This is a genomic window from uncultured Henriciella sp. (assembly GCF_964005855.1).
Lineage (GTDB): Bacteria > Pseudomonadota > Alphaproteobacteria > Caulobacterales > Hyphomonadaceae > Henriciella.
Genome location: NZ_CAXFSW010000006.1, coordinates 21486 through 48060 on the forward strand (window position 1 = coordinate 21486; position 26575 = coordinate 48060).

At 62.1% G+C, this 26575-nt stretch carries 26 protein-coding genes; 10 read left to right on the top strand and 16 right to left on the bottom strand.

The features are described from left to right. Nucleotides 1-4 precede the first annotated feature (4 nt). Genes ABNU55_RS09365 through ABNU55_RS09375 form a run of 3 tightly spaced genes read left to right on the top strand, consistent with a single transcriptional unit; the run spans nucleotide 5 to nucleotide 2795 of the window. Complete coding sequence (locus tag ABNU55_RS09365; protein ID WP_290753842.1) at nucleotides 5-991, top strand: glycosyltransferase family A protein; 987 nt, start codon at nucleotides 5-7, stop codon at nucleotides 989-991. Then, on the top strand, nucleotides 988-1773 hold the full coding sequence (locus ABNU55_RS09370; RefSeq protein ID WP_290753839.1) for a polysaccharide deacetylase family protein: 786 nt from the start codon (nucleotides 988-990) through the stop codon (nucleotides 1771-1773). The genes ABNU55_RS09365 and ABNU55_RS09370 overlap by 4 nt, the downstream gene beginning before the upstream one ends. Continuing rightward, on the top strand, nucleotides 1770-2795 hold the full coding sequence (locus ABNU55_RS09375; protein WP_290753836.1) for a glycosyltransferase family 2 protein: 1026 nt from the start codon (nucleotides 1770-1772) through the stop codon (nucleotides 2793-2795). Before ABNU55_RS09370 ends, ABNU55_RS09375 begins: the two co-directional genes overlap by 4 nt. On the opposite strand, the gene ABNU55_RS09380 is transcribed toward ABNU55_RS09375, so the two are convergent. The 3 genes from ABNU55_RS09380 to ABNU55_RS09390 all read right to left on the bottom strand — a co-directional run bounded on the left by ABNU55_RS09380 (nucleotide 2715) and on the right by ABNU55_RS09390 (nucleotide 6332). Then, entirely contained in the window at nucleotides 2715-4067 is a 1353-nt protein-coding gene (locus ABNU55_RS09380) for an O-antigen ligase (protein WP_290753834.1), read from the bottom strand. The genes ABNU55_RS09375 and ABNU55_RS09380 overlap by 81 nt on opposite strands. Further along, nucleotides 4036-4737, bottom strand: a complete 702-nt coding sequence (locus tag ABNU55_RS09385; RefSeq protein ID WP_290753831.1) for a hypothetical protein — start codon at nucleotides 4735-4737, stop codon at nucleotides 4036-4038. Before ABNU55_RS09385 ends, ABNU55_RS09380 begins: the two co-directional genes overlap by 32 nt. Before the next feature lie 83 nt (nucleotides 4738-4820). Further along, complete coding sequence (locus ABNU55_RS09390) at nucleotides 4821-6332, bottom strand: Wzz/FepE/Etk N-terminal domain-containing protein (protein WP_290753829.1); 1512 nt, start codon at nucleotides 6330-6332, stop codon at nucleotides 4821-4823. A 145-nt stretch (nucleotides 6333-6477) separates the two neighbouring features. Between ABNU55_RS09390 and ABNU55_RS09395 the strand changes: the two genes are divergently transcribed. After that, nucleotides 6478-7182, top strand: coding sequence for a polysaccharide biosynthesis/export family protein (locus ABNU55_RS09395; protein ID WP_290753827.1), 705 nt, complete (start codon nucleotides 6478-6480; stop codon nucleotides 7180-7182). 20 nt (nucleotides 7183-7202) lie between these two features. Here ABNU55_RS09395 and ABNU55_RS09400 read toward each other — a convergent pair whose 3' ends face one another. Continuing rightward, the gene (locus ABNU55_RS09400) at nucleotides 7203-7478 is read right to left on the bottom strand and encodes a hypothetical protein (RefSeq protein WP_290753825.1); all 276 of its coding nucleotides are present in this window, start codon (nucleotides 7476-7478) and stop codon (nucleotides 7203-7205) included. Between the two features lie 328 nt (nucleotides 7479-7806). Between ABNU55_RS09400 and ABNU55_RS09405 the strand changes: the two genes are divergently transcribed. Next, nucleotides 7807-8751, top strand: a complete 945-nt coding sequence (locus ABNU55_RS09405) for a 2-oxoglutarate and iron-dependent oxygenase domain-containing protein (RefSeq protein WP_290753822.1) — start codon at nucleotides 7807-7809, stop codon at nucleotides 8749-8751. A 96-nt stretch (nucleotides 8752-8847) separates the two neighbouring features. After that, nucleotides 8848-9864 carry an amidohydrolase family protein gene (locus tag ABNU55_RS09410; protein ID WP_290753820.1) on the top strand — a complete coding sequence of 339 codons (1017 nt, stop codon included), beginning with the start codon at nucleotides 8848-8850 and terminating at the stop codon, nucleotides 9862-9864. Nucleotides 9865-9875: 11 nt separating this feature from the next. Here ABNU55_RS09410 and ABNU55_RS09415 read toward each other — a convergent pair whose 3' ends face one another. Further along, the gene (locus ABNU55_RS09415) at nucleotides 9876-10739 is read right to left on the bottom strand and encodes a ribokinase (RefSeq protein ID WP_290753817.1); all 864 of its coding nucleotides are present in this window, start codon (nucleotides 10737-10739) and stop codon (nucleotides 9876-9878) included. Continuing rightward, nucleotides 10736-11671 carry a nucleoside hydrolase gene (locus tag ABNU55_RS09420; RefSeq protein WP_290753815.1) on the bottom strand — a complete coding sequence of 312 codons (936 nt, stop codon included), beginning with the start codon at nucleotides 11669-11671 and terminating at the stop codon, nucleotides 10736-10738. The genes ABNU55_RS09415 and ABNU55_RS09420 overlap by 4 nt, the downstream gene beginning before the upstream one ends. Nucleotides 11672-11774: 103 nt before the next feature. Between ABNU55_RS09420 and ABNU55_RS09425 the strand changes: the two genes are divergently transcribed. Further along, on the top strand, nucleotides 11775-12482 hold the full coding sequence (locus tag ABNU55_RS09425; RefSeq protein WP_290753813.1) for a dienelactone hydrolase family protein: 708 nt from the start codon (nucleotides 11775-11777) through the stop codon (nucleotides 12480-12482). Nucleotides 12483-12582: 100 nt separating this feature from the next. Here ABNU55_RS09425 and ABNU55_RS09430 read toward each other — a convergent pair whose 3' ends face one another. The 3 genes from ABNU55_RS09430 to ABNU55_RS09440 form a co-directional block, all read right to left on the bottom strand. Then, nucleotides 12583-13953: a Na+/H+ antiporter NhaC family protein gene (locus ABNU55_RS09430; protein WP_348764330.1), complete on the bottom strand. Its 1371-nt coding sequence runs from the start codon at nucleotides 13951-13953 to the stop codon at nucleotides 12583-12585. A gap of 29 nt (nucleotides 13954-13982) precedes the next feature. Next, nucleotides 13983-15314, bottom strand: coding sequence for a dipeptidase (locus ABNU55_RS09435; protein WP_290754524.1), 1332 nt, complete (start codon nucleotides 15312-15314; stop codon nucleotides 13983-13985). Between the two features lie 70 nt (nucleotides 15315-15384). Then, nucleotides 15385-16692: a replication-associated recombination protein A gene (locus tag ABNU55_RS09440; RefSeq protein WP_348764331.1), complete on the bottom strand. Its 1308-nt coding sequence runs from the start codon at nucleotides 16690-16692 to the stop codon at nucleotides 15385-15387. A gap of 55 nt (nucleotides 16693-16747) precedes the next feature. Between ABNU55_RS09440 and ABNU55_RS09445 the strand changes: the two genes are divergently transcribed. Continuing rightward, a complete protein-coding gene (locus ABNU55_RS09445; RefSeq protein WP_290754526.1) occupies nucleotides 16748-17593 on the top strand; it encodes a TauD/TfdA family dioxygenase in 846 nt (281 codons plus the stop codon). Nucleotides 17594-17598: 5 nt separating this feature from the next. Here ABNU55_RS09445 and ABNU55_RS09450 read toward each other — a convergent pair whose 3' ends face one another. Beyond that, nucleotides 17599-18276, bottom strand: coding sequence for a Fe2+-dependent dioxygenase (locus tag ABNU55_RS09450; RefSeq protein ID WP_290754527.1), 678 nt, complete (start codon nucleotides 18274-18276; stop codon nucleotides 17599-17601). A gap of 73 nt (nucleotides 18277-18349) precedes the next feature. Here ABNU55_RS09450 and ABNU55_RS09455 point away from each other — a divergent pair, with 73 nt between their 5' ends. Further along, nucleotides 18350-19240 (top strand): hypothetical protein, encoded by an 891-nt coding sequence (locus ABNU55_RS09455; RefSeq protein WP_290754528.1) that lies wholly within the window; start codon nucleotides 18350-18352, stop codon nucleotides 19238-19240. Nucleotides 19241-19386: 146 nt separating this feature from the next. After that, on the top strand, nucleotides 19387-19803 hold the full coding sequence (locus tag ABNU55_RS09460) for a pyridoxamine 5'-phosphate oxidase family protein (RefSeq protein ID WP_290754529.1): 417 nt from the start codon (nucleotides 19387-19389) through the stop codon (nucleotides 19801-19803). Nucleotides 19804-19807: 4 nt separating this feature from the next. Here the strand turns inward: ABNU55_RS09460 and ABNU55_RS09465 are convergent, their stop codons facing one another. The 6 genes from ABNU55_RS09465 to ABNU55_RS09490 form a co-directional block, all read right to left on the bottom strand. After that, on the bottom strand, nucleotides 19808-21790 hold the full coding sequence (locus ABNU55_RS09465; RefSeq protein ID WP_348764332.1) for an alpha/beta fold hydrolase: 1983 nt from the start codon (nucleotides 21788-21790) through the stop codon (nucleotides 19808-19810). Between the two features lie 89 nt (nucleotides 21791-21879). Beyond that, nucleotides 21880-23385: a Do family serine endopeptidase gene (locus tag ABNU55_RS09470; RefSeq protein ID WP_290754531.1), complete on the bottom strand. Its 1506-nt coding sequence runs from the start codon at nucleotides 23383-23385 to the stop codon at nucleotides 21880-21882. Nucleotides 23386-23470: 85 nt separating this feature from the next. Then, nucleotides 23471-24919 (bottom strand): MFS transporter, encoded by a 1449-nt coding sequence (locus ABNU55_RS09475; RefSeq protein ID WP_290754532.1) that lies wholly within the window; start codon nucleotides 24917-24919, stop codon nucleotides 23471-23473. Between the two features lie 35 nt (nucleotides 24920-24954). Beyond that, a complete protein-coding gene (locus tag ABNU55_RS09480) occupies nucleotides 24955-25245 on the bottom strand; it encodes a putative quinol monooxygenase (RefSeq protein ID WP_290754533.1) in 291 nt (96 codons plus the stop codon). Between the two features lie 91 nt (nucleotides 25246-25336). Further along, entirely contained in the window at nucleotides 25337-25723 is a 387-nt protein-coding gene (locus tag ABNU55_RS09485) for a RidA family protein (RefSeq protein WP_290754534.1), read from the bottom strand. Between the two features lie 5 nt (nucleotides 25724-25728). Beyond that, the gene (locus ABNU55_RS09490) at nucleotides 25729-26526 is read right to left on the bottom strand and encodes a crotonase/enoyl-CoA hydratase family protein (RefSeq protein ID WP_290754535.1); all 798 of its coding nucleotides are present in this window, start codon (nucleotides 26524-26526) and stop codon (nucleotides 25729-25731) included. Between the last annotated feature and the right edge of the window lie 49 nt (nucleotides 26527-26575).

Genomic DNA, 26575 nt, shown 5'->3' on the forward strand with positions numbered 1-26575 from the left:
CCGGATGCCCCCCACCCTCGTTTCGTCCACACCGCCAGCCAGAAGGACGCCGCCTCGTGCTGGCGCGGGTGAGGACGTGTGGGCGAATAAGACCGTAGGCGCGTCCATCATAACGGTTTGCGTGCCAGCCTATCACGACGATGCGGCCCTCCTGATCGACAGCCTCCGGACGATGCAGGACGCTGACCAGATCGACCTTCTCATTCTCGATGATGGAAGCGATGACAAGGCGCTGACCGCGCGCCTGAAGTCCCAGCTGGAAGAGGCACCGTTCGCGGCCCGGCTGATCACTGCCCATAAGAACCGGGGCCGCTCGGATGCCCGGAACCGTCTTGCGGAGCTTGCAGACTGTGACTGGCTTCTCTTCCTCGATGCAGACATGCAGCCCGATGATGAGCGCTTCCTGTCGCGCTATCTGGAGGCGATGAAAAAGACCCTCGGCCCGGCCCTGATCGCGGGTGGGTTCAGCCTGAAACAGGTGAAATCGACGCGCGAAACAGCGCTCCATGAGGCCCAGTCCCAGACCTCCGAATGCCTTGACGCCGCCACCCGAAACCGGGCTCCGGGCCGCTATGTCTTTTCCTCCAACATCCTGGTCCACCGGGACGTTCTGGATGCCGTGCCTTTCGATCCTGGCTATCAGGGCTGGGGCTGGGAGGATATCGACTGGGGGCTCAGCATTGCCGCCCGCTACCCGGTGCTCCATATCGATAATCCGGCCACCCATCTTGGGCTGGTCGATACCGACACGCTGCTGGAGAAGTTTGGCGGGTCGGGGCGCAATTTTGCGCATCTGGCCAGGCGCCATCCCGAAGCGGTGCAACAGATGCCGCTTTATCGCATGGCCCGCCGGTTTCGCCACCTGCCGGCGAAAGGCGCGCTACAGGCGCTCACCCGCTGGGGCGCACGGAATTCCCGCCTGCCAGATGGCCTGCGGCTTGTATGCCTGAAAACGTTCAGAGCGATTGCCTATTCGAAGGATCTGACATGAATGCTGCAGCTCTATCGGCCTACCAGCCCTCTGACTCGCTTCTTGCGAAGCTGCGCCGGCGGACCGCGCGCTGGCATGTGGCCCGCCCGCTCGACGCCGCCCCGCGCCGCACACGCATCTGTTTCACCTTCGATGACTTTCCGAAATCGGCCGCCGACACGGGCGCGGACATTCTGGACAGTGTCGGGGCCAAGGGCTGCTATTACGCCTGTACCGGCATGGTCGGCACCGAGAACCATCTGGGTGAGATGTTCGACGAAGGTGACCTTAAAACGCTGACGGCCTCCGGCCATGAAATCGGTGCCCATACCCAGACCCATCTCGACTGCAGCCAGGCCCCCGCCGACATTGTTCTGGCCGATATCGATGCCAATCTGCGCAACCTTGTCGCCATGGGTCATGACGAAATCGTGCGCCAGTTCGCCTGGCCTTATGGCGAGACCCGCCGGGACCTCAAACCCCGCCTTGCCACGCGCTTTGACGCGGTGCGCGGCATCCATCCCGGCGTCAATGGCAGGCGCGCCGACCTGATGCAGCTGTTTGCGCTGGAGCTGAATGCCGACGAGTCCACTATCGAGCGGGCTGCCCATATGATCGAGCAATCGACGGGCGCACCGGCCTGGATATTCGTCTTCACGCATGACGTCCGCCAGAAGCATAGTAAATGGGGCACGACCCCGGCGCATTTCCGGCGCCTGGTGAACCTTGCACACGACACAGGCGCGATCCTGCAGACACCCTCCAGCGCACTCGACGCCATCATGCAAGCTGAACGCGCATGACGCCGAGGCACCTCACCGTTGTCATTCCCACCTATAACCGCCCCGACAGCCTCTACCGCGCGGTAGAGAGCCTGTTCCGGCAAGGGGTGGCCGATGAGGGTTTCTGCGTGCTTGTGGCCGACAATTCCGCAGACGCCACAGCCCGCGAGACGTTTGAGATGCTGAAAGCCCGCGCGCCTGAGACGCTGGAGCTGATCTATCTGCACGTGCCAGAAGCCGGGGTCGCGAATGCTCGCAACGGCGCGGTGGAGCGTGTCACAACGCCGCTTATTGCCTTTCTGGACGACGACCAGTCTGCGCCCCGCCACTGGCTGGAAGGGTTGCTGGACACCTATGAAACCTTTCGCGCCGCCGTGACCTTCGGGCCGGTAGAGACCGTTCTGCCTGAGGATGTGACCCGGCACAGGGCCTATTTCGAAGCCTTCTTTGCGCGCAAGCCGGGCTTTGAGTCCGGCTATATCGCCAAGCCTTTCGGATGCGGCAACTGCCTTATCGACACAAGCCAGGTTACGATGAAGAAGCCCTGGTTCGATGTGCGGATGAACGATAGCGGCGGTGAGGACGATATCCTGTTCGAACGTATCCGCAGCGCCGGCGGCAGGTTTGCCTGGGCCGCGACGGCCCCGGTCCATGAGCACCCGCTTCGCCAGCGTATCGCCCTGTCCTACACGCTGCGCCGGGCCTTTGCCTATGGTCAGGGGCCGAGCACACTGGCGCGCCGGAAACAGCCGGCCCGATACGACCTCCTTGTCATGTGGATGATCATCGGGGCAGGAAAACTGGGCCTGCACGGGCTTGTCTGGCTTGGCATGCGCCTTGCCGGCCATCCCCGGCGGGCCTTTCAGCTGGACAAGGCTGTACGCGGGCTCGGCAAGATCCTTTTCTGGAAACAGCTTCGCTTCTACGGCACAGCGACTGTCAGCCAGCCCCTCCCGGCCCCTTCAGTGGACACGCATGGGGCGGACACCGCTCACCCGGCGCCGCTGGAGCTCAGCTGCAGCGGGGAATGGGCGCGGCGCTGAACCGGTCGGAGCGTGGACTGGCTGCCTGAGGCTGAGCGCCGTCTTCGCCGCTACCGCAACATAGGTCACCCAGACAATCGTGTTCTGCTGCAGCGCGATACTCTCTGACAGGCTGAAGAGCAGGAACTGCGCCGTCACGCCAAGCGCGAAGACGCCCAGCCAGTTGTGAATGGCAAGCCATGCGGCCCTTGCGACGAACAGGATGAAGCTGGCCAGAAGAAGGCAAAGCCCGACAAGACCTACCGCGAGCGCTGTCTCAAGCCAGCCATTATGCGCGGTTGGCACAAGCCATTCGGTGGCGGCACGCACACGGTAGGCCGGCATGGAATCCAGCTGCCAGAACGCACCGTACCCATAACCCAGGAGCGGCCTGTCGCCTATCGCGTCGATCAACGCGGCCCAGATGTCTGTGCGCCCCGTCAGAGTCGCGTCCCGGCCCAGCAGGCCGAAAACCAGTTCGGGCGCGAACACCAGGAGGGCAGCAAACCCCGATATCAGCATGACGCCGACCCAGAGACCGGACAGGGTTGTTACAACACCGCGCCGGCTCCACGCCCCTGCGACAAGCACCCCGAAACCAACGAGCAGGCCGAGTAATGCCGTTTTGGAGCTCGAGAGCAGGACGAGGGCGGTACATAGAAGCACCGCCACGCCCCATATCAGCCGCCACGGCCTGTCAAGGACCAGCAGGAAGGCGCAAAGGAAACCCGCCCGCGCCATGTGTCCGCCCAGCGAGTTCTTTTCCCACCAGAGGCCTCGCCAGGCGCCGGGGTGCACTTCGGTCATGATCGCAAAACCAGGCGCCACCAGACCGGCAACGAGGGACACAATCGCCATGAAAAGCCAGACGGCCCCAAGCAGACGAAGAAGCGTTCTCCAGTCATAGCGCGCGGCGAGATAGAGCCCCGCCAGCGTGGTTGCGATCACGGCCACCGCCCGGCGTTCTGTCACGGCCGGGTCAAGCGACCAGGTAAAGGACGCCGCGGCCAGGGCGAGCAGAGCGATCAGAAAGGGCAGCCGGACAGCTGCGGCAAACAAGGTGACGATCCTGGAGGCACACCCGGCAAGGACAAGGACGTAGACGGGCAGCCAGAGCAGCCGGAGGAAGGCGCTGCTTTCGGGATCATGTTCATGCGCAAAAAGGCGCGGCAGAAGACCTTCGCTAAAGAGGACAAGACAGACGAAAGCAAGGCCAAGCTCAATCGCCAGCACGCCCTGCTCGACCAGCGACCTTTCCTGTCTATCCTGCAAGCCGGTCTGCGAATCTGGCATCCGCTCCGATCCTGTTCATGACCACGCCGGCAATCACGCCGCCATGCGCCTCTATCTCATCGCGAAGGGCCATCACCTCATCGACGCCCGTCGAATCCGCCTGTAGCACAATGAAGATGCCGTCCATCTGCGAGGCCATGGCCAGACCGGCCTGCGAACGCGATAGCGAGGGGGCATCGACAATGACGGTGCTGGCCGCGCGGCGCACCTGCTGCCACCATTCCGGCCGTGTACGAAGCTGTACGCGCTGGCCTTTTTTCAGCGCTTCATTGCGAAAGCGCGTGACCAGAAGACGGCTGCCTTCAATCTGATGCACGGCGAGAAGACGCTGCGTCTTCGGCGGATCGGATTTCACCCCAGCCTCGGCGCCCACAGAATAGAATGGAAGTGTACGAAGCGATCCATCAAAGGCCCGCCCCGGTTTCCCGACCTTTTTCGCAAAGCCTTTCTGGAAACCCCGATACTGATCATTGCGCCGCAGCCCAAGATCCACCAGCCAGACCGGGCGATGGGATTTCTGGGCGGCGAGCAGGGCAACAGAGGCGGCAACACTGCTCGTGCCCTCGCCGTCGCGCGCAGACATGAACATGATGCAGCGCGCACCTTGCTCCGGGGCCAGCCGCGCGGCTGCCCGGCAGACCGGCTCCATCCTGTCGCGCAAATCTTTCATCAGGCCCGTTCCTTTACCGGCTCAGCCCTAACATGCGGTTGGTTAACCGTTTTCTTAACATGCCGTCATGGGAGTCTGGCTGTTTACGCGGCCTTCAGAGTGCCCACGACTTTCAGACCTGTGGTCCGCTCGACCGAAGCCGCCGTGGGAAAGCCCGGGCGGGTAAGCGCGCGAAGCAGGCCCGCAATGAGCGCGGTAAAGCCGGCAAAGAGAAAGGCGAGCGCCGCAACGGGCAGACGCAGACTCTTGCCCTCGATCGGCACGCGCGCCGGCTCCAGGACGCGCACACTATCGGCCGTCTCATCGGAGAGCTCGGACAGCGCCCTTTCCTCGACCTCGCGCACCGAGAAATTCTCCACATTCCGTTCCATAAGCGCCTTGCGCCGCTGCAGCTCGCGCCATTCCGGCTCAAGTTCATTGAGGCGCGCGACCCGCGCTTCAATGCTGTCGAGCTGGCGCTGGAGTTCGGCTTCCTGAAGCGCAAGCGACTGGGCCTCTGCCTTGAGCGTCGAGGCTGACTGCTCGACAGTCTGATAGACAGGGTTCGGCCCCCGCCGGGTCGTGCCCGACAGGCCGTCACGCGAGGAAAGATAGTTTTCGACCTGTTTGATGCGCCGGTCGATGGCCTGAACGCGCTGGGACTGTTCGGTATAACGCGAGAGAAGGTCCTCACGCTCGATCCGCAATTCCATCAGCGTCTGGGCAGAGCTGTCCTCCACATAGAGGTCCTGCTGGGGCTCCAGCGTGGCAAGCTGCTGGTTGTAGATGTCGAGCTGACCGTCAACAGCGCTTGCCCGCGACTGGGTCGTGAGCAATTCCGACGAGATGGTCGAAAAGAGCTGCTGGACCGTGGCCCGCTCACTTTCGAAGTCACCGATATTATTGGCCCGCAGAAAGTCGCGGATATCTTCTTCGACAGCAAGCAGCTGTTGCTCGAATTTGAGGCGCTGCTCCTGCAGGCTGTCGGAGCCATTGCTGGAGAAAACCTCGCTGCGATAGTCGAGATAGGTATCGATCCAAGAATTGAGCAGTTCAGCCGACAGACCCGCATTCTTGTGCTCAAGCGAGGTCGATATCACCGGTGTTCTGGGCGCCGTGCCGGATTTGAAAGCCTTGCGGAGCGTGGCCACGCCGGCCTGGAAGCTCTGTTCTTCAATGGACGCATGCTGCGAGGGCGGTGAGGCGGCGATTTTCTCGTCACGGGCGTCGACCAGTTTGGGATAGACGCGGGCAAGATCGAACTGCTCCAGTACCCGTTCTGCTATGACCGGGCTGCGCAGGACTTCCAGTTCGGCCTGGACGAGCAATTCTTCCTCCGGCGCAACGCTCTGCAGTTCGGTGCCAACGCGGGGGCGATAGATATTCTCGTCCCCGATCCTGACATAGAGACGCGAATGGGCCTCATAGGCTTTGGGCATCTGGAAAGCGACAAGCAGGCCGATCAGAAAGATCGGAATAAAGATGGCGATCATCAGCCACTTGGCGCGCCAGAGCTGCAGGATAAATTCAGCCGGGCCGATACGCGGGCGCGAACGGACAGGCCGGGGCTGGCCTTGCCCCGCGCCGCGTGCTCCCCAATCGGCTGAATCTGACATACGCGAATGTCCCGCTCTGTGTTCGGCTGACCCTCTGATGGATCACTCTCCCCGTTCTTCGGGCATGCCGCTTGATAATTCCTTAAACATTAACACCGAGCTTCAGGGCCTCGACAGCCGGTAAAGACAGCGTCAGCGATCCGCCATGCGAAGCCTACTTCTCACCTCCGCGCTCATACTGGGCGCCTGCCAGAATGTGGACCCCGTCTCTTCGGCGTATTTCCCGGTGTCCGAATGGCGCCATGAGGATGGGCAGGACCAGCCCTATCTGCTGGCGCCGGGCGACACCGTTTCGGTTGTCTTCCAGACCGTGCCGGAGCTTAACCGCGACATCCGCATCGCGCCGGACGGGTCGATCACCCTGCCCTATGTCGGCACGGTCCAGGCTTCTGCACGCACGCCAAATGAGGTCCAGGCCGATCTCGTGCAGGCCTATTCCGGAGAGCTCAAAAACCCTCTGGTCGAAGTTATCCCCATCGCTTTCGACAGTCAGAAGATATTTGTCGGGGGAGAGGTCCAGACGCCCGGTATGGTGGAGCTGCCAGGGCAGATCGATCCGCTTCAGGCGGTCATCATGGCCGGTGGCTTTACCGACCGCGCCCAGCCAAAACAGGTCGCCCTGATGCGGCGCATGCCGGGCGGCGAAGTCATGACGGCTGTCATTGACGTCAATTCAGGTATCAATGATCCGCGGCTGGCCGACTTCACGCCGCTTCGCCGGTTCGATGTGGTCTATGTGCCGCGCTCGGCGATCGCGCATGAAAACCTGATCATGGAGCAGTGGTTCCGTTCCGCGCTTCCGATCGATTTTTCACTCTATTACGACCTGTCGGGCGACTCCCGGCGCTAAGCCGTTCGCGCCCGGTAGGGTCAGTTCATCAGGCTCAGCCAGGCACGGGCAGATTTCAGGGCCTGTTTGATCTCTTCGCTGGACATCATTTCGGCCATCTGGTGGCGGTATTCCTTGGCCTCTTCCGATCCCTTGAGGACGGCAAGATTGAACCATTTGTGCGCGGCGACCATGTCGGCATCGACGCCAACGCCGGTTGAATAGGCAAGGCCCACCTTGCACAGTTCGTCACCCGTGGCGTGTTCGCTGAGACCGGTTTCGGGGGCGACATCCATCGCCATGTCTGAATACGGCATTGTCTTCTTCCTTTAACCCAGTGCCCCCGATCTGCGGCCTTGTCTGGCGGCCGCTTTGCCGGAAGCGTTTGTCCATCTGTCACGTCCTGTGACCGGGTTGAGGTTGCGCCCAGGATTTTGCCACATGGTTAACAGGATCGGCGCCTGAGCCCGTCTGTGTTAATGAAAAGGGCGGGCCTGTTTACCAAGGGCGGGCTTGGGCTGCAGAGCGGCTGCTGCCCCGCCTTTGCCCCGCAGGCCCGCGCGGCTATTGGCAAGTCTGGCGCATTGGCGCGGCAGCCTGGCCGCGCTAGCCTCCCGCAGGGAACAGACAAGGCGGACACCTGGAATGAGCGACCTTTTTGAACCGATTTCCTACACGCTCTGGAAAAGCGACAAGGCAGCCTTTGCCGATGCCATTGGCAGATCCTTCCGCGAGACAGGCTTTGCCGTGATTACCGATCACCCTGTCGATGACGAGGTAATTGCGCACGCCAATAAGGCCGCCAAGGATTTCTTCGCCCTGCCGGAAGAGGCGAAGGAAAAATACCATGACGCAGAGGGTGGACGGCAGCGCGGCTATACCCCGTTTGGCACGGAGAACGCCAAGGGCCAGAAAGCCGCCGACCTGAAAGAGTTCTGGCACACCGGGCGCAAGCTGCCGGAAGGGTCGAGATACCGCGCCACGATGAAGGACACGCCGGTTGTCGATGAAGTCCCTGAGTTCGATGAGGCGACCTATGCCTTCTATCAGGAGATGGACGAATTTGGCCGCGACCTGCTTGGCGCAATCGCCCTGCACCTCGGTCTTCCGGAAGACTGGTTCGAGGACAAGGTGGAAACCGGAAATTCCATACTGCGGCTGCTTCACTATCCCCCGCAGAAGAATCCGCCGCCCAAGGGCACGGTCCGGGCCGCCGCGCATGAAGACATTAATGTCATCACACTCCTGCTGGGCGCCGAGGAGGCCGGCCTTGAAGTGCTGCACCGTTCTGGCGAGTGGCTGTCTGTAAATCCGCCGGCTGGCTCGCTCGTCATCAATTGCGGCGACATGCTGCAGCGCCTGACAGGCGGTGTCCTGCCCTCCACCACGCACCGCGTAGTCAATCCGGAGCCGGAACGCGCGAAGTTCCCGCGCTATTCGACGCCCTTCTTCCTGCACTTCAATCAGGACTTCCTGATCGAACAGCTGCCGCAATGCCTCGAAGAAGGCGGTGAACCTCAGCCGCCGATTACCGCGCAGGATTACCTCATGGAGCGCCTGCGTGAGATCGGACTGGTAAAAGCGCAGTAGACCTGCCGCCGGGTCGGGCTTGCCAGCCGGCCTCTTTCTGCCTGAAGTAGACCGACAGCCCGAAAAGAGGCTGGGGCACTTCAGGGGAGGACACAGATGTTCGACAATAATGACTGGCTGAACCGCCAGCGCGAGGAGGTAATCGACCGGGACCGGGAGATTGTCGATCCACACCACCATCTCTGGCCGAAGACCCATCCGGTCATCATCTACGACCTTGAAGACCTCTGGGGCGATACCGGTGACGGGCACAATGTGACCCAGACCATTTTCATGGAATGTGGCGCAGCCTATCGCGAGGACGGGCCAGACCACCTGAAACCCGTCGGCGAAAGCGAATATATCGCAGAGGCCGCCCGAAAATCGAGATCGTCATGCGGACAGGCAACGATTGCCGCGATGGTGGCCCATGCGGACCTTCGTTTGCCCCTGAAGACGCTGGACGAGGTGCTGGACGCCCATATCGAGGCCTCCGAAGGCCTGTTCAGGGGCATCCGGCATGCCGGCCCATACGATCCGGCCAGTGCGGACTTCCTCATTTCGCCGCGGGGACCCGAAGGCCTTTATCACGACCCTGATTTCCGGCGCGGCGTCGCGCATCTTGGCGCGCGCGGCTTCACCTATGACACCTGGAACTATCATCACCAGATCCTGGAGTTCCGCGACCTCGCGGCCGCCGTGCCAGAGACCACGATGATCCTCGACCATTTCGGCACGCCGCTGGGCGTCGGCCCCTATGCGGGAAAGCGCGAGGACAATTTCGAGAAGTGGAAGGACGACATCGCCGCTGTCGCAGAGCAGAAGAACGTCTTCGCCAAGCTGGGCGGCCTTGCCATGCCGGACAATGGGTTTGGCTGGCATGAGCGCGACAGGCCGCCTTCCTCGGATGAGTTCGTTGATGCGCAGGCGAAATACTACCACCACACCATCGCCTGCTTTGGCGCCGAGCGCTGTATGCTGGAAAGCAATTTCCCGGTCGACCGGCTCTCCATCTCGTTCCGCACGCTATGGAACGGGTTGAAGAAGATCACCGCCGACTATTCCGAGGAGGAGAAATCGGCCCTTTTCGCGGGGACCGCACGCAAGGTCTACAGCGTCGCGCCGCCCGTTTGACGCCCGGCGCCCTAGTCCTGTTCACGCAGAAAGGCTTCCACATCCTCGCGCCATGGCAGGCTTGGCTGTGCGCCCGCCTTCGTCACGGCGAGGGCCGAGGCGGCCGAGGCAAAGCACAGCGCCTCGCCCTCCTCACGCCCTTCGGCAAGAGCGAGGACAAGCGCCGCGCAGAACGTATCGCCTGCCCCGGTCGTATCTATCACCGGGACGGCAAAAGCCGCAGCGCGCGCCACTTCCTTGCCCGCGCGGTAGAGAACGGCCCCCTCTGCGCCCAGCGTCAGGGCCACCATACCACCGCCGCGGTGAAGACCCTCACCATAAAACGCGGCTTCGCCCTCATTCACGATGAGCAGGTCTGCCGCTTCAAGAAGCTCAATCGGGACGGGGCCGGCCGGCGCAAGGTTCACGGCAAACAGGCCGCTCCCGGCACGCAGGGCCGCCATGACGCAGGCTGTCGGGACTTCAAGCTGACAGAGGATTGCGTCGGGGTGGCCTTCGATGTTCACGTCTTCCGGTGACAGGGTGGCATTCGCTCCGCTCGCCACGACGATCTGGTTCTCACCTGCCTTGTCCACCGCGATCAGCGCCACGCCGGTCTGCTCATCTGGACACGCCACGACCCCGGAGAGGTCGACACCATCCTGTCTGAGCAGGGCAAGCGCGGCATCGCGGTTTGGCCCCTCGCCGGTGCGCGCGATCATGGAGACCTCTGCCCCGAGGCGGCGGGCGGCGAGGGCCTGGTTTGCGCCTTTCCCGCCAGGATGCTGCGCGAACGTCGCGCCGGTGACCGTCTCACCCGCCACCGGCAGTTTTTCGGCAGAGGCGACGAGATCCAGATTGACCGAACCGATTATGGTAAGGGCTGGCGTACTCATAGCGGATACCGCCCGAGCTGTCCGAGAAGCTCTGCAAAGACAGCCTCCTTATCAACATCTGTGCACCACTCGACATGCCCGTCGTGACGATAATCCGGGAGCGTCTTGCCGAACCGTTCGCCCTCTTCCATCACGACCGAGACCCGGGCCTTGCGGCCTTCGAACAGGTCGGGCCGCAAGAGAGCAAGCAGGGTGGACGGGTCATGCAGCGGGGCGTGGCGCGCCTTGACGGATTCCTCAAGCCTGTTCGATGCGGCGAGGAGGTCCGCCGCGATGATCGCCTGAGGAGACCCCAGAGCCCGCACCCGCTCGACCATCGTGTCATCCGTCAGCAATTGATGCGTCACATCCAGGCTGAGCACACGCATCGCAATGCCTGACTGGAAGACCGTCTGCGCGGCATGCGGGTCGGCGAAGATGTTGAATTCGGCGTGCGGTGTGATGTTGCCGCCCTCCCTGTCGGCGCCGCCCATCACGACGATCTCGGACAGGCCCTCGGCAATATCCGGCGCCATGGTCAGCGCCAGGGCGACATTGGTCATCGGCCCGGTGACGACCAGGGTCGCTGGAAAGCCCTTGGTGGCACGCAGGGTCTTTATCAGAAAGTTCACAGCATGCTGGCGCGAGGCGCGGCCTTTCGGCTTGGGCAAGTCCAGACCGCCAAGTCCGGTCGTGCCGTGAAAATCCTCTGCCGTCACCGGATCGCGAACCAGAGGGCGCGGCGCGCCTGCGCAAACCGGTACGTTTCGATCAAGACCCGCAACATCGCGAATGATGCGCGCATTCCGGAATGTCAGACCGCCGCGCACATTGCCAGCGACGGTCGTTATACCCAGAACATCGAGCCTGTCGGTTGCCGCAAAGGCAAGCAGGAGCGCAACCGCATCATCGAGCCCTGGATCGCAATCTATTATGATCTGGCGTTTCCTCATCTGGCCTATTTGGGTCTGTTCCGATCTTCCCGGCAAGGTCTAGCTATCACTCGCAGAAACCCTAAGTGTGGCTGGGACACGTCACACAGGAAGGAATCTACTCATGGCCGTTTCGACCAAATCCCTCGACTATGAACAGGCTGGACAGACATATGAGGGCTTTCTGGCCATGCCGGAAAGCACGCCCAAGGCGGTCGTTCTCGTCTCGCACGCCTGGGGCGGGCAAAACGAGTTCGATCATGAAAAGGCAAAGATGCTGGCCGAATGGGGCTATGCCGGTTTCGCGCTGGATGTGTATGGCAAAGGCAAGCGCGGCTCGACCAAGGAAGAGAGCCAGGCCCTGATGGAGCCGCTCGCCTCTAACCGCGACGAGCTTCAGAACCGCCTGAAATACAGCCTGGAAATCGCCAAGAAGGAATCGGGTTGCGACAAGGCCGCCGCCATCGGTTTCTGTTTCGGTGGTCTCTGTGTCCTCGACATGGCTCGCGCAGGCATGGATGTTGACGGCGTGGCTTCCTTCCACGGCATCCTCGGCGCGCCCGGCAATACGGACGGTCACAAGACCAAGTCGAAAATCCTCGCCCTCCATGGCTGGGACGACCCGATGGCACAGCCCGAAGACGTGATGGCCTTCTCAAAGGAAATGACCGAAGCAGGCGCCGACTGGCAGCTTCACGCCTTCGGCGGCACCATGCACGCCTTCACCAACCCGGAAGCGAACGACCCCGACTTCGGCACGGTCTATAACCCGACCGCCGAACGCCGCAGCTTTGCGATCCTGAAGGATTTCCTCGAAGAACTTTTCGGCTAGCCGGTCTGGCTTTCCGAGAGACCTCAGCAGGTTTCCAAGTGACGGCGCGCTCTATCCGGGCGCGCCGTTATTTTATGTCCGCAGATAATGGCCGGACGCTTCAGAGCGTGGTGGCAAGCCCCGCCGCGAGATAACCGATCACGGCCAGAAGCCCGGCGGCCACCGCATAGGGCAGCTGCGTGCGCACATGGTCGAGGTGGTCGCATTCGGCTGCGAGGCTCGCGATGATAGAGGTGTCTGAGATGGGCGAGCAGTGGTCGCCGAAAACACCGCCGCCGAGGACGGCCGCCAGCGCCAGCGAAGGGGGCACGCCGCTGCCGAGCGCCAGCGGGATCGCAACCGGAACAAGGATTCCATAGGTGCCCCAGCTGGTGCCGGTCGTGAATGAGGTGACCCCCGCCACAACGAAGACGATGGCAGGCAGCGCCCACGCAAAGGGGATATTGGCCGCCATCCCGCCCAGGACTTCACCGGTCCCAAGCGCCTTCAGGCTCGCGCCAAGCACCAGCGCGAGGAAGATCACCGTGACTGCCGGCAGGAGATCGCCCATGCCCTTGAAGCCGATCTCAATCAGTGTGCCTTTCGGCTCATTCCCGGACCGCGCAAGCAGAAGGAAGGCGACCACTGTCGCCAGGCAAACTGCCCACAGAATGGCCTGTGAGCCTGACCCCTCCAGCATGTTGCCGTTGCCCGTCCACAGCATCAGCCCCAGCGCGCCGCCGACCAGCACAAGGATGGGCAGGCCCATATTCAGCGCGCTGCCACTGCCCGATTCGTCTTCCGGGACATCATCATTGGCCGCCCAGACGCGCCGCTCGACACTGTGCATCGGTCCGAATGTGCGGTCGCCCAGAACGGTGAACCAGACACCAGCCAGGGTGAAAAGCGCGTAGAAATTAAGCGGGATCGTCGCGACGAGCACCGATAGCGGATTGCCGAGATCGTATTCTGAGATGAGGCCCAGCACGAAGGCGCCCCAGCCATTCAGGAGGATCAGGATGCTGACCGGCGCGGAGGTGGAGTCGATGATATAGGCAAGGCGCTCACGGCTCATCTTGAGGCGGTCGAATAGTGGACGGCCCATGATGCCGGTGGTGAGCAGGCTGATATTGGTCTCAACGAAGATCAGCATGCCGGTCAGGACAGTGACCGAGCCGGCCCGGCGGCGCGTTCCGGCCGCCCCCGTCCGGATCAGCCAGTCGACCATGCCGGCGATGCCGCCGGAACGGCGCATATATTCGATCAGCGCGCCGATGATCAGGCAGAAAAGGAGGATGCGGGTATTACCCTCATTGCCGAACACGGAGACCGCCCGCTCAACACTGGCCAGAAAGCCGAGCGCCGGGTTGTACCCGGCGTTCAGCGTTTCAGAGGTCCATATGGCCAAGCCGAGCGCCCAGTAGACATTGCGGCTCCAGACCGCAATGGCGAGCGCGAGCAAAGGCGGAAGCAGTGTCAGCCAGTCTGCCATGTTCCGCCTCCCCGGCGCGCCGACGCGGCCTAGTTCAGCACGTTCGGCGATTCGAGCTCGGATGTGCGGGCCTCTTCGGCCTCACGCAGAAGGCGCAGCATGTTGCCGCTCCAGATTTTCTGGATATCCGCCTCGCTATAGCCCGCTTCCAGCAGTGCCGCGGTGACCTTTGGCAGGAAGGTGATGTCGCTCATCCCATCGACACCGCCGCCGCCATCCCAGTCAGCCCCCATGCCGACATGATCCGGCCCGACCTTGTCGAGCGCATAGAGCAGGTGCTCCATGAACTTCTCAAAGGTGGAGCGGGGCGCTGGATACTGCGCCTCGATCTCTTCGCGGGCAGCGACGTATTCTTCGCGCGTCGCCTCGTCGAGATCGTAATAGCTGGCGCCGAAGCGCTCCTCCAGCGCGGCCATCGCCTCTTCACGCTCCGGGCTCGGCTCAAGCGCTTCGAGATAGCTGCCATAGGCGTTGATCTGGATGACCCCGCCATCCTCGGCGACAGCCATCAGCAGCTCATCGGGGATGTTGCGGTAGTGGTCGTAGACCCCGTCAACGCCGGTATGCGAGAGGATGATCGGCGTCGTGGAGAGCTCAATCATGTCATAGACAGTCTCGTCAGCGGCGTGGGAGCCGTCGAGGACCATGCCAAGCTCATTGGCCTTCGCAACCAGCTCCTCACCCAGCGGGGAGAGCCCGCCATAGGAATTGGTGGACACATCGGTGGCACTGTCCGCGAACTGATTGTCGCGGAAGTGGACCGGCCCGACCATGCGCAGGCCGCCCGCATAGAAGGTCTCGAGCAGCGAGACATCCGTGCCCAGGGGATAGGAATTTTCCATGCTCTGATAGACGATACGTTTGCCCTCGGCGGCAATCCGCTCGGCATCGTCGGCCTTGAAGGCCAGTTCCACATCATCGCTATATTTTGCCGCCAGTTCTCGGATGGCCATCTGGCGCAGAACGGCAGATGTGCGGGCCGCATGATAGGAAGCTTCGTCCAGAGGCCCCTGCGCGGTGAAGATCACCCAGAAGCCGCCATCGAGGCCGCCTTCCTTCATGCGCGGCAGATCGACATGTGTGCCGTCTTCCTCAAAGGTCTGGCGCTCGGAGAATTTATAGTCGCTGGAATGGAAGTAGGCCGGCGTATCGAGGTGAGTGTCCATGACCAGCATGCCGTCATGAATGGTCTCGACATTCTGGGAAACGCTCGCAGGCGCCGCAGCCTCGGTCTCTGCCGTCTGCGCTTCGGCCGGCGCGATGATCTCGCTGCCACTCGGCTCTGCGTCCGGATTGCACGCCGCCAGCACTGTCAGCGCTGCGGCCATCATGAGACCATTCCTGAAACCAAAACCCATCATGCCGATAACCCCTTCAATGAATGTGGCCCGATACCAGCAGAAGCCGGACCGTACCGCAATGTCCTGACCTTTATTCGCCGCGCGCTTTTCGCAGCTCTGCCCAACGTTTGAGCCGCTCGGCGATCGGACCTTCGCGGCCTTCGCCCTTTGGTTGGTAGAAGCGCTCACGCTTCATCCCGTCCGGGAAGTAGTTCTGGCCGGAAAACCCCTCTTCGGCGTCATGGTCATAGGCATAGCCCTTGCCATAGCCTTCGCCCTTCATAAAGGCGGTTGGCGCGTTGAGGATATGTTTGGGCGGCATCAGGGAGCCGGTTTCCTTCGCCGAGCGCTGGGCGGCCTTCCAGGCTGTATAGACGGCATTGGACTTCGGCGCTGTCGCCAGATGGACGATGGCATGCGCCAGCGCGAGCTCACCTTCCGGGCTGCCAAGCCGTTCATAGGTACGCGCCGCTTCGGCGGCGATCATCAGCGCGGTGGGGTCGGCAAGGCCGATGTCTTCTGACGCCATGCGCACGATACGGCGCGCCAGATAGAGCGGATCCTCGCCGCCCGTGATCATCCGCGCCAGCCAGTAGAGCGCCGCATCCGGATCAGACCCGCGCACCGATTTATGGAGGGCGGAAATGAGATTGTAATGCTCCTCGCGGTCCTTGTCATAGGCGGGCGCGCGCTTCTGGAGCGCCTGCGACAGGGCTTCGGCCGTGAGGGTTTTTCCGTCTTCAGCCAGCGTGAAGGCCTGTTCGGCAAGGTTCAGCATGTAGCGGCCATCGCCGTCGGCCATGTCGATCAGGGCTTCGCGGGCGCGCGGCTCCAGCGGCAGCTTGCGGCCTTCCAGTTCCTCGGCGCGGGTCAACAACTCTTCAAGCGCCTCCGGCCCCAGCCGCTTTAGCGTCAGGACGGCGCAACGCGACAGAAGCGCGCCATTGATCTCAAAGCTGGGGTTCTCCGTCGTCGCCCCGACCAGCGTGACGACGCCTGCCTCGACGAAGGGCAGGAAGCCATCCTGCTGGGCGCGGTTGAAGCGGTGGATCTCGTCGACAAAGAGCAGCGTGCCCTTGCCGGTGGAGCGCCGGTTCTCGGCCCGGTCGAAGGCGGCGCGCAGATCCTTCACGCCGGAAAAGACCGCGCTGATCGCTTCGAATTCGAGATCGGTTTCCTTCGCCAGCAGGCGTGCGATCGTTGTCTTGCCGACGCCAGGCGGGCCCCAGAAAATTATCGAGGAAAGCCGCTTGGTCGCGAGCATCCGCCCGAGCGCCCCGTCCGGACCCAGCAGATGGTCCTGCCCGACCACTTCGGACAGCGATTGCGGACGAAGCCGGTCCGCCAGAGGCCGCGGCGCCTCATCAGCCATTCCGGATGCGGAGAAGAGATCACTCATGGCTCACACCTAGCCCGCGCCGGCGCCCATGATAAGGTGGCAGATGGAGGAAACCATGACACTGACCATCACCCCAAGCGGTGAGGCGTGCGGGGCGAGCATTACGGGCATAGATCTGAGCCGTCCCCTGGATGAGACCACCGTCGCGGATATTCGCGGCGCATGGCTCACCCACCACGTCCTTGCCTTTCCCGGACAGTCGCTCGACGATGACGATCTGGAGCGCTTCACGCAGTATTTCGGCCCGTTCGGTGACGATCCCTTCATCGCCCCCATTCCGGGCCGCAAACATATCATCGCCGTCAAACGAAACGCGGATGAGACCGGCCCGGTCTTTGCCGAGACTTGGCATTCCGACTGGAGCTTTCAGCCCCATCCGCCGGCTGGCACCTGCCTCTATGGGATCACCATACCGCCAGTGGGCGGCGACACACTTTTCACCAATCAGCACAAGGCAATGGCCGACATGCCGGAAGCTTTGCGTGAAAAGCTGGAGGGGAAACTGGCTGTCCATTCAGCGCGCAACGGCTATGGCAAGGCCGGGCTCTACGGCGAAAAGGACGAAGGCCGGAGCATGGATATCCGCTCCTCCGATGAAGCCATGGCGACCCAGACCCACCCTATCATCCGCAAACACCCTGAGACGGGCGAGGAAGGCCTGTTCGGCTGCGCGGGCTATATCATCGGCTTTGAGGGCATGAGCGAGGAAGAAGGCTTCGCCCTCCTCACCGAGCTCTATCGTTGGCAGACCCGGCCGGAGTTCCAGTACCGCCACAAATGGCAGGCTGGCACGCTGCTCATGTGGGACAATCGCTCCTGCCTGCACATGGCGACCGGCGGCTATCAGGGCCACGATCGCCTGCTCCATCGCACGACCATTGGAAGCTACGCCCCCGCCTGAAGGTCTCAGACCTCAGACCAGAGGCGGCGCAGATTGGCGATGACCTTGGAGAGCGCGAGATGCTCCGGCGCGGCTTCTGGCAGTGAGCTGCGCATGGACACTTTGAGGTTGGCGAGATCGAACAGGATGTCGCGCTGTTCGCTCGTTCGCACCTGGCTCTGGACCCAGCCGACGCAGACGGTGCGCTGGCCTGAGCTGACGGGTTCCACCCGGTGCAGACTGGTGGAAGGATAGAGGAGGAGCGAGCCGGCCTCGAGTTTCATCGAATGGACCATGCCGGCCCAGTCAATCGTCAGTTCCCCGCCCTCATACTCATCCGGCTCACTCAGGAAGAGGGTGAAGGAGAGATCGGTCCGTAGGCGGTTTGCGCCCGTCCCCATCAGTGCATTGTCGACATGGGTGCCATAGCCCTGCCCCACGCCGCTGCGGCTGACCAGAAGCCGGGACAGGCGCGCAGGCTGCGCGGCGGCCTGGAAGACCGCGTTCTTGCGGATCGCGTCATTGAGCTTTGTGTGCAGCGTAGCGCCGGTGCGCGAGGACAGGTCGGCCTGCTCATTGCGTTTGACCTTGGCGGCCTCGGGGCCGGCGGTCTTGCGCCCGTCAGACCAGGCCGTCTTTGCCAGCAGATCGCGAACCTCATCCAGCTCGCCAGCATTCAGTATATCGGGAATTGTAATCAGCATCTTGCGTATGAGAATGATTTGCAGATATACCTAGCGCGTATTGCAAAACCCGCAACAATGAAAGTGCATAAGTATGGCTTCAAAGTACAAATCCCTAGCTGCGCTCGGCCTGTCGACCACTCTGCTCGGCGGCCTGGTAGCCTGCAGCAATGAGACGCCCGAAACCACCCCTGCCCCAAGCGAGACCGCTGCGCCGGAAGAGGCCGAGACCCCAGCCGCCGAAGCGCCAGATACGCAGGCCGACACCGGCTCCTACGCCATGGCCGGCGGCGAAGGTGAAGGCGAAGGCGGAGAGGGTGAAGGTGGCGAAGGCGGCGTGAACATCGCTGCCGCTGCCGAAGATCCGGCCGTCTATCGCAGCGCCCTCGCAGTGGTTGAAGCCCATATCCGTGCCGGCATTGATGCGCTGGATGCCGGTGAGCGCCGGCCCGCCGGCGAAATGTTCGCCCACCCGGTCAGCGAGATCCTGATGGATTTCGAGCCCGTTCTCACCCAGCAAGGCGTAGAACCGTTCGCCCAGAAGCTGAGCGACGCCTCGGCTGCCGTCTTTGCCGATGAGTCGGCGGAAGACCTGCGCGCCCGCGCCGAGGACATTATCGACACCATCCGCGCCGCCAGCGAAAAAGCGCCGGAAGGCAGCGACAGCGACGCCATTGTCGAAGCCAAGGTCGTTGCCGACCAGATCGACCGCGCGGTCGCGCAGTACAGCTCGGCCACCAATACCGACGCTTACGAACCCTATCTTGACGGCTATGGCTTCTACAGCACGGCGAGCGCCCTGCTGGAGGATCACCGCGCCGCCATCGAGGCAGAAGCGCCGGACTTCACCGAACAGGCCGATACCGTGCTCGCTCAACTCGCTGACGCCTATCCGACGGCAAACCGGCCCGAGACGCTCGACGCCGACGCATCCGCGATGACGGCGGCCAATTCAGAACTGCAGCTCATGGTCAGCGGCCTCTAGACTGCTGGACCGCTAGTCTCAGACCTCTTCAAGGACCGGCCCATCGCGGCCGGTCCTTTCATGACCGCTCTTTCATTGGCGCTTCCGGGAACGCGTTTCATCGCGGCGGCATTCCTTGTCTGATACATCATTCAAGGACACCCAGTATGAGCGAAAAGACCCTCAGCGAGATTTCCAGCCAGATGAAGAAAATCGACATCACCATGATGTCGACCCATACCAGCGGCAAGGAGATCGCCGCGCGCCCGATGAGCAATAATCGCGACGTCGATTATGAAGGCCAGTCCTTCTATTTCACCCTGGATGACACGCGCACCGTCAGCGACATCGCAAAGAACTCCAATGTCGGCCTCAGCTTTCAGGGCGACAAGGCGTTCTTCATCCATGTTGAGGGCGACGCGGATCTTGTCCGCGACAAGGCCGCCTTCAAGGAACACTGGACGCCTGATCTCGATGAATGGTTCGAAAACGGCGTCGATACCGAAGGCCTTGTGATGATCAAGGTCGATGCCACGCGCATCCATTACTGGGATGGGATGGACGAAGGCGAGGTGAAACTCTGATCGCCTAGTCGGCGGCGATGTCCTCGCCGCCATCTTCCTGCTGCTGGGCCGGTTCGCCCTTCAGATAGGTGTTCAGGAAATCGACATAGGCCTCAGACGCCGTGATGCGGTTTTCGCGTTTCTGGAAGCCATGACCTTCATCCGGGAACAGAACATACTCCACCGTCGCGCCATTGGCGCGTGCTGCCTCGACCAGTTCGTCGCTTTCCACCTGAAGCACGCGCGGATCATTGGCGCCCTGGATGACCAGAAGCGGCTTGGTAATCTGGTCGGCATGAAAGAGCGGCGAAATCCGGCGCAGGCGCTCTTCATCCTCTGCCGGATCGCCCATCTCATCATAGAGCGCATCGCGGAACGAACCCCACCATGGCGGGATGCTCTGAAGCGTGCGCAGCCAGTTCGTCACGCCGAAAATATTGATCCCGGCATCGAAGACGTCCGGCTCGAAGGCAAGTGCCGCAGCCACCATGAAGCCGCCATAGGAACCGCCAATGATACCGATCTTGTCCGGGTCGACCCCTTCCACGCCTTCCAGATATTTGCGGCCGTAGACGATGTCCTGAAGGTCGCTTTCGCCATGGTTCCTGTCATCCAGATGGAAGAAGGTTTTGCCGTAACCTGACGAGCCGCGATTGTTGGCGCCGAGGACGGCATAGCCATGATTGACGAGATGCTGGATCGTCGCCGAATAGCCGCGCGTTGTCTGCCCGCCCGGCCCGCCATGCACCCAGACCAGCGCCGGTACCGGTGTCTCGGCGGACGCCTGTTTCGGCATGTAGAAGACCGATGGAATCTCGAGCCCATCAAAGCTCTCATACCGGACGATCTTCGCCGCAACGAGATCGCTTTCATCGATCTCTTCCGGCAAGGCGGAGGTGAGACGCGTCGCCTCACCCGTCTCGAGGCCGGCCAGATAGAGATTGAACGGTGACGTATCGGTGTTCACACCAAAGGCAATGGCCGTCTCATCTCGGTTGAAACGGACCTGCCCGACCTCACCGTCCGGAATGTTCGAAAGCACCACCTCTTCGCCAGCCTGATTGTCGAAAATGGTGAGCTCGGTCAGCGCATCATTATTGATGGCCGAGACGAGGTAACGCCCCGTGGGGCTGTCGAAAACGTATGAGACGTCCCAGTCGGCCTCAATCAGCGGATGTCGTTCACCACTGGTGAGATTATAGGTCCAGGCCTGATTGAACTCGCCATATTCATTCGTGGCATAGATCAGCGTCTCGCTGTCGGCAGTGAAGTCATAGACGCCATAGGCGATATCGCCCTGATGCTCCGTGATCAGCTTCTGCGCGGGCTCATCGGCGAAGAGATCGACAAGGAAGATGTTGGAATCCGCGTTTGTGCGCTCTTTCGACAGCGCCAGCCAGCGCCCATTGGGCGACAGGCCCGCAATGTCCTTGCCGTCATTCTGGAAGATCAGCTCGCGCGAATAATCTCTGGCCTGATAGGCATAGAGGTCATTGGTCTCTGGGTCGCGCTCATTGGTCTGGACATAGAAAACCTCACCATCGCCGCGCCAGCCGACAACGCTCGCGCGCACCTCGGCGCCCGGTGTGAGGTCACGCAGCGTGCCGTCTTCCTCGCGCACATAGACATGGAAGATCTCATCCCCGCCGCCATCAGAGGTCAGAAGGATGCGGTCATCCTCCGGGAAGAAGGACTGCGCATAGATCGCATCGTCATTCGACTGGGTGAGCTGTGTGACCGCCCCCGTCTCGTCCAGGGTCACCGCGTTGAAAATGCCGCTCTCGTCGGTCGAAGCGAGGATGTCACCATCTTTGGCAGAGAAGACATAGCCGCTGGACGCGCCCAGGCTGTAGCTGGTGGTCTGGTGAAACAGGGCCGCGGGATAGGTTTCCACATCCACCGGCGGCGCGGCCTGCTGCGGCGGTGCGACAGGGCCGCTCTCCTGCGTCTGGGCACAGCCGAAAGCCAGCATTGACGCGCCAAGCGCCAGAACGGTTCTGAGTGTCATAGGTGTCGCCTCCGCATCGAATAGATGCGCGAACGCTAGCACCGCCGCTCGCAGGTGGCGAGGCTCAGTGGGTCACTTTATCGAAGGCATTAGAGGCGCAGCGTCCCGCTGATGCGCCGGCCATTGCGGTCCAGCTCAATCGCCCAGGTCGAGGTTTCCTCTGCCAGCGCCTTGTCGAGGTCGCTAAGGCCTTCGATCTGTTTATTGTTCACCGAAACGATGAGATCGCCGGGGCGCACAACGCGCCAGGCATAGGCCCCGCGCCTGATCCGCGTCACCAGTACGCCTGTCTCGAAGGGATCGCGGCCAAGCTCCTCGGCAAGGCGCGGCGAAAGCTCTGCCACTTCCGCGCCAGAGAACGGGTTGCGGCCTTCCAGCAATTCAAGTTCGGCCTCGGTGGCGCCGGGCGGAGGGGCGAGTTCAACCTCCACCGTCTCGAAATTACCGCCCCGCAACAGGGTGAGCTCCGACTTCTCGCCCGGCGAGCGCGTCGCGGCGAGGAATTTGAGGCCGCGTTCATCGAAGACTTCGCGTCCATCGATCATCGTGACGAGATCGCCGCGCGAGAGGCCGGCCTCGTCTGCCGGCCCGCCCTTGAAGACTTCGGTCACCATGACCCCCACCGGCCGGTCGAGCCCCTGGGCCTGAGCGATGTCATAGCTCACCGACTGCGCCTTTAGACCCAGCCATGGCCGCACGATCATGCCTTCATTGACGGCGGCATCCACGACGCGGCGGACCATCTCTGCCGGGATGGCAAAGCCGATCCCGTTCGAGCCGCCCGAGCGTGAGAAGATCGCGGTGTTCACACCGACCAGCTCCCCGCGTGAATTGATCAGCGCACCGCCGGAATTGCCGGGATTCACGGCCGCATCGGTCTGCAGGAAGAAGGAGTAATCCGAAACGCCGACATCGGTGCGTGCAGTGGCGGAGATAATGCCGGTGGTCACCGTCTGGCCGACGCCGAACGGGTTGCCGATCGCCAGAACGATATCGCCGACCTGCGTATCGCGGGTATCGGCATAGTCGACTGTGGGAAGCGGGTCGCCATCGGTATCGATACGCAGGACGGCAAGGTCGGTGCGCTCATCGGACAGCACAAGCTCCGCTTCATATTCGCGCCGGTCCGACAGGACGACAAGGAACTGGTCGGCATCCTTCACCACATGGCTGTTGGTAACGATGACGCCGTCCTCCGACACGATCACGCCGGAGCCGAGGGAGTTCTGCACACGTTCACGTGCCTGCGGGGTCGCGCCAAAGAACTGGCGGAAGATCGGGTCATTGGCGAAGGGCGAGGCGCTCTCGCGCACGACGCGGCTTGTGTAGACGTTTACCACCGCCGGCGAGACCTGCTGGACAAGCGGCGCGTAGGAGAGCTGGATTTCCGACTGGCTCTGGGGCACCCGCCGCTCGGGGGCAAAGGCATTCCCGTGCGCGCGCTCACTGGAGGTCTGGGTCGGCGCGGGCTGCTCGGCTTGCTGACCGACGGCGAAGAGCGGGCTCACCACCACCGCCAGCAAGGCCAGGACAGCGAAGATGGCTGCAAACAGAAATTTGGACACATGGCGGGTCATGAGTTTGTTCTGCATCATGAAAATGGCTCTATTGCGGCCATGCCGCGCACGCAATCGGGCGGTTCATGACAATTCTGTCAGGCAGATGGACAGAAAAACACCCTCAGCTTTTCTCAAAGCGCGGCGGCGTGGTCGCCCCCGTGCGAAGCGCTTCAAGATTTGCCTCATGGTCGGCCCGGCTGATCCGGTAGAAGCTGATACAGATCATCATGATGCTCCAGAGGACGAGGAGGCTGACCGCATAGCCCCAGCCAAGTATGCGGATCGCTTCATCGCTCGCTTCGGCGGCCCGCATGCCGGGCGTGATCGAGGCGACGGCCAGGATGAAAGACGCGGTTAGAACACCAACACCCTGGGCCAGCTTGCGCATGAAACTGATGCCCGCGAAATAGATGCCTTCAGAGCGCCGGCCCGTGGACAGTTCATTCTGCTCCACAATGTCGGCCACCATGGACGCTGCCAGCATCTGGTACGCAATGATGAGCGCCAGATCGAACACGGTGACGCTGAGCACGATAATGTAGAGAAGGTCGGTGCCATTTGGCGGCAGAAGACCGAACTGGCGCAGGAGAACCGGCATCGGCGCAATGGTGAAGGCCAGCACGCCGACCCAGATCGCCGCCTTCTTCTTGCCGAACACCTTGCCCGCCAAAGGTGCCACAAACAGCGCCAGCACAGCCGAGACATAGACCGCCACGGTCAGCCCGCCGATCTGGTCGTTGCTGAACTCCCAGAAGAAGCCGTTGATATACTGGTTCAGCGTCGCGGAGATGCCGCTGGCAAGAAGCCCGAACAGGGTGGCGAGAAAAAGCGCCCGGAAAGAGGGATTGGAGACCGTCTCCCAGATTTCGCCCAGGATCTTGAGCGGCGTCAGCTTGCGCGCCGCCGGCGGGGCTTTCAGATGCGGGATGTGGCGGTGCGTGCCGAAGCTCGTGATCGCGATAGACCCCAGAATGCAGCTTGCGCCGATCAGGCCGTAAGTATGCCAGCCCGGAAGATGGAAGAAGCCGGACGGATCTCCCTCGCTCGGTACCAGAAGGAAGAAAAAGAGGATGATCTGTACGGTCAGCCCACCGACCCAGGCAAAGAAATAACGCACGGACATGAGCGAGGTGCGCTCATCATAGTCCTGCGTCAGTTCGGCCGCGAGCGCCGTGCTTGGCACCTCGAAGAAGGTGTACATGAGGCGCACAATGACCGTGAAACCAAGCAGCCAGCCAAAGAGGTTGAGCCCCGACAGCCCGGTCGGCGGATTCCAGACAAAGAAATAGGCCACCGCCACCGGGATCATGGCCGTGTACATGAGCGGGTGGCGCCGCCCCCATTTCGTTCTCAGATTATCCGACCAGTAACCGACGATCGGGTCGGAAAAGGCGTCGATCAGCAGCGCAATCCAGAGCGCGGCCGCGACCAGCACGGCCGACAGCCCCATGATCTGGCTGTAGAACAGGAGAAGGACGTATTCGAACCCGTTATTCTTGATGCCGCCTGCTGCGCCGCCCACACCATAGGCGATGCGTGTGGCGAGGCTTGGCTTGCCGGTTTCGACCATATCGGACCCTCCTGAAGCAGCTCGGGCGTCAGGATCTATTCAACGATATCGTAGCGTTCGATTTCGGGCTTTCCGGCAAAACAGCCTGCCATCTTGGGTCCGGCCTCACGAAAATAATCCGTTTCGCCATGCGCCTTGAGCGCTTCGGCATTGGCGTACTGTTCCATGAAGATATAGGTCTGCGGATCGGAATGGGAGCGGTAGAGCTGATAGGTCAGGCAGCCCGGCTCATTGCCTTTCACCTTCGCCATCAGGTCCTTGCCGACCTGCTCGAACTCATCGGTCTTGCCTTCGGCAATATGCAGCTTCGCCACGATTCCAATCATGCAGTCCTCCCTTGGGGCGTTTGTTCGCCTCTATTGATAGACAGCTTATCGACAAGCGGAAAGCTCACAAGGCATGACGTCGCGGAGGGCCCTATCCGCGAAAGGCCGTCACCTCGATCTCCACCTTCATTTCCGGCGAGATCAGCCCTGCAATGACCATCGTGGCCGCCGGCCTGATCTCGCCCAGATTTGCACCAAGGACGGGCACAATCTCCTCGACATGGTGGCGGTCGGTGACGGTGTATTGCACGCGCACGATATCGCTCATGGCAAAGCCCGCCTCACGCATCACCCCATCGATCGTGGCAAAGCAGTTCTCTGCCTGCTCTGCCGCGCTCTCGGGCATGGTCATCGTCGCATAGTCGTAGCCCGTGACGCCCGCCACGAAACACCAGTCGCCCTGCACAACGGCACGCGAATACCCCATGGTCTGTTCGAAAGGTGAGCCCGTGGAGATGAGGCGGCGGGGAGACGGCATGGGATTTACTTCCCTTCGAACTTCGGGGCGCGTTTCTCGAGGATGGCGTGGACGCCTTCCATATGGTCCTCGGTTTCGTGCATCAGCGCCTGCGAGGCGGCCGAAAGCTCCATGATCGTGTCATAGGAGGCCGTCTGCCCATGACGCAGCAGCGTCTTTGCAAGGCGCAGGGCCTGCGGCGGCTGTACGGCCATCCGCTCAGCCAGAGCCATCGCCGAATCCATCAGGGCCTCCGGCGCGTGCACTTCAGAAATCAGCCCCCAGTCGAGCGCCGTTTCCGCATCGATCACATCGCCGGTAAAGAGAAGCTGCGCGGCGCGCGCACTGCCGATGATCCGCGGCAGCAGCCAGGCCCCGCCATCGCCCGGAATGAGGCCGAGCTTGAGGAAGGTCACGCCGAATTTCGCCTTGTCGGACGCGATACGCACATCCGCCATACAGGCGACATCGCAGCCCAGCCCGATGGCCGCGCCGTTCACGGCGGAAATCAGCGGCACTTCGAGGTTATAGAGCGACTTCACAACCATATGGATGTTGCGGCGGTAGCCGTTGCGGATCTGATTCGGGCTGCCGCCAAAGGCGCCCGTCTTGTCGCGCATCGCCTTCACGTCGCCGCCCGCAGAAAACGCCCTGCCCTCACCCGTCAGGATAGCGACCCGGATATCCGGGTCGGCCTCGATCTCTGCGCAGGCGGCGGTAACCGCCGGGCCGTCGCCTTCCTGCCCCAGCGCATTCATCATGTCCGGACGCGTCAGCGTCAGAGTTGCAATGGATCCGGATTTTTCGAGCTTGATAACGGACATGATGTCTCCCTCAGTGTCTGGGCGCAGTGTCTTGTATGTCATGACCGGG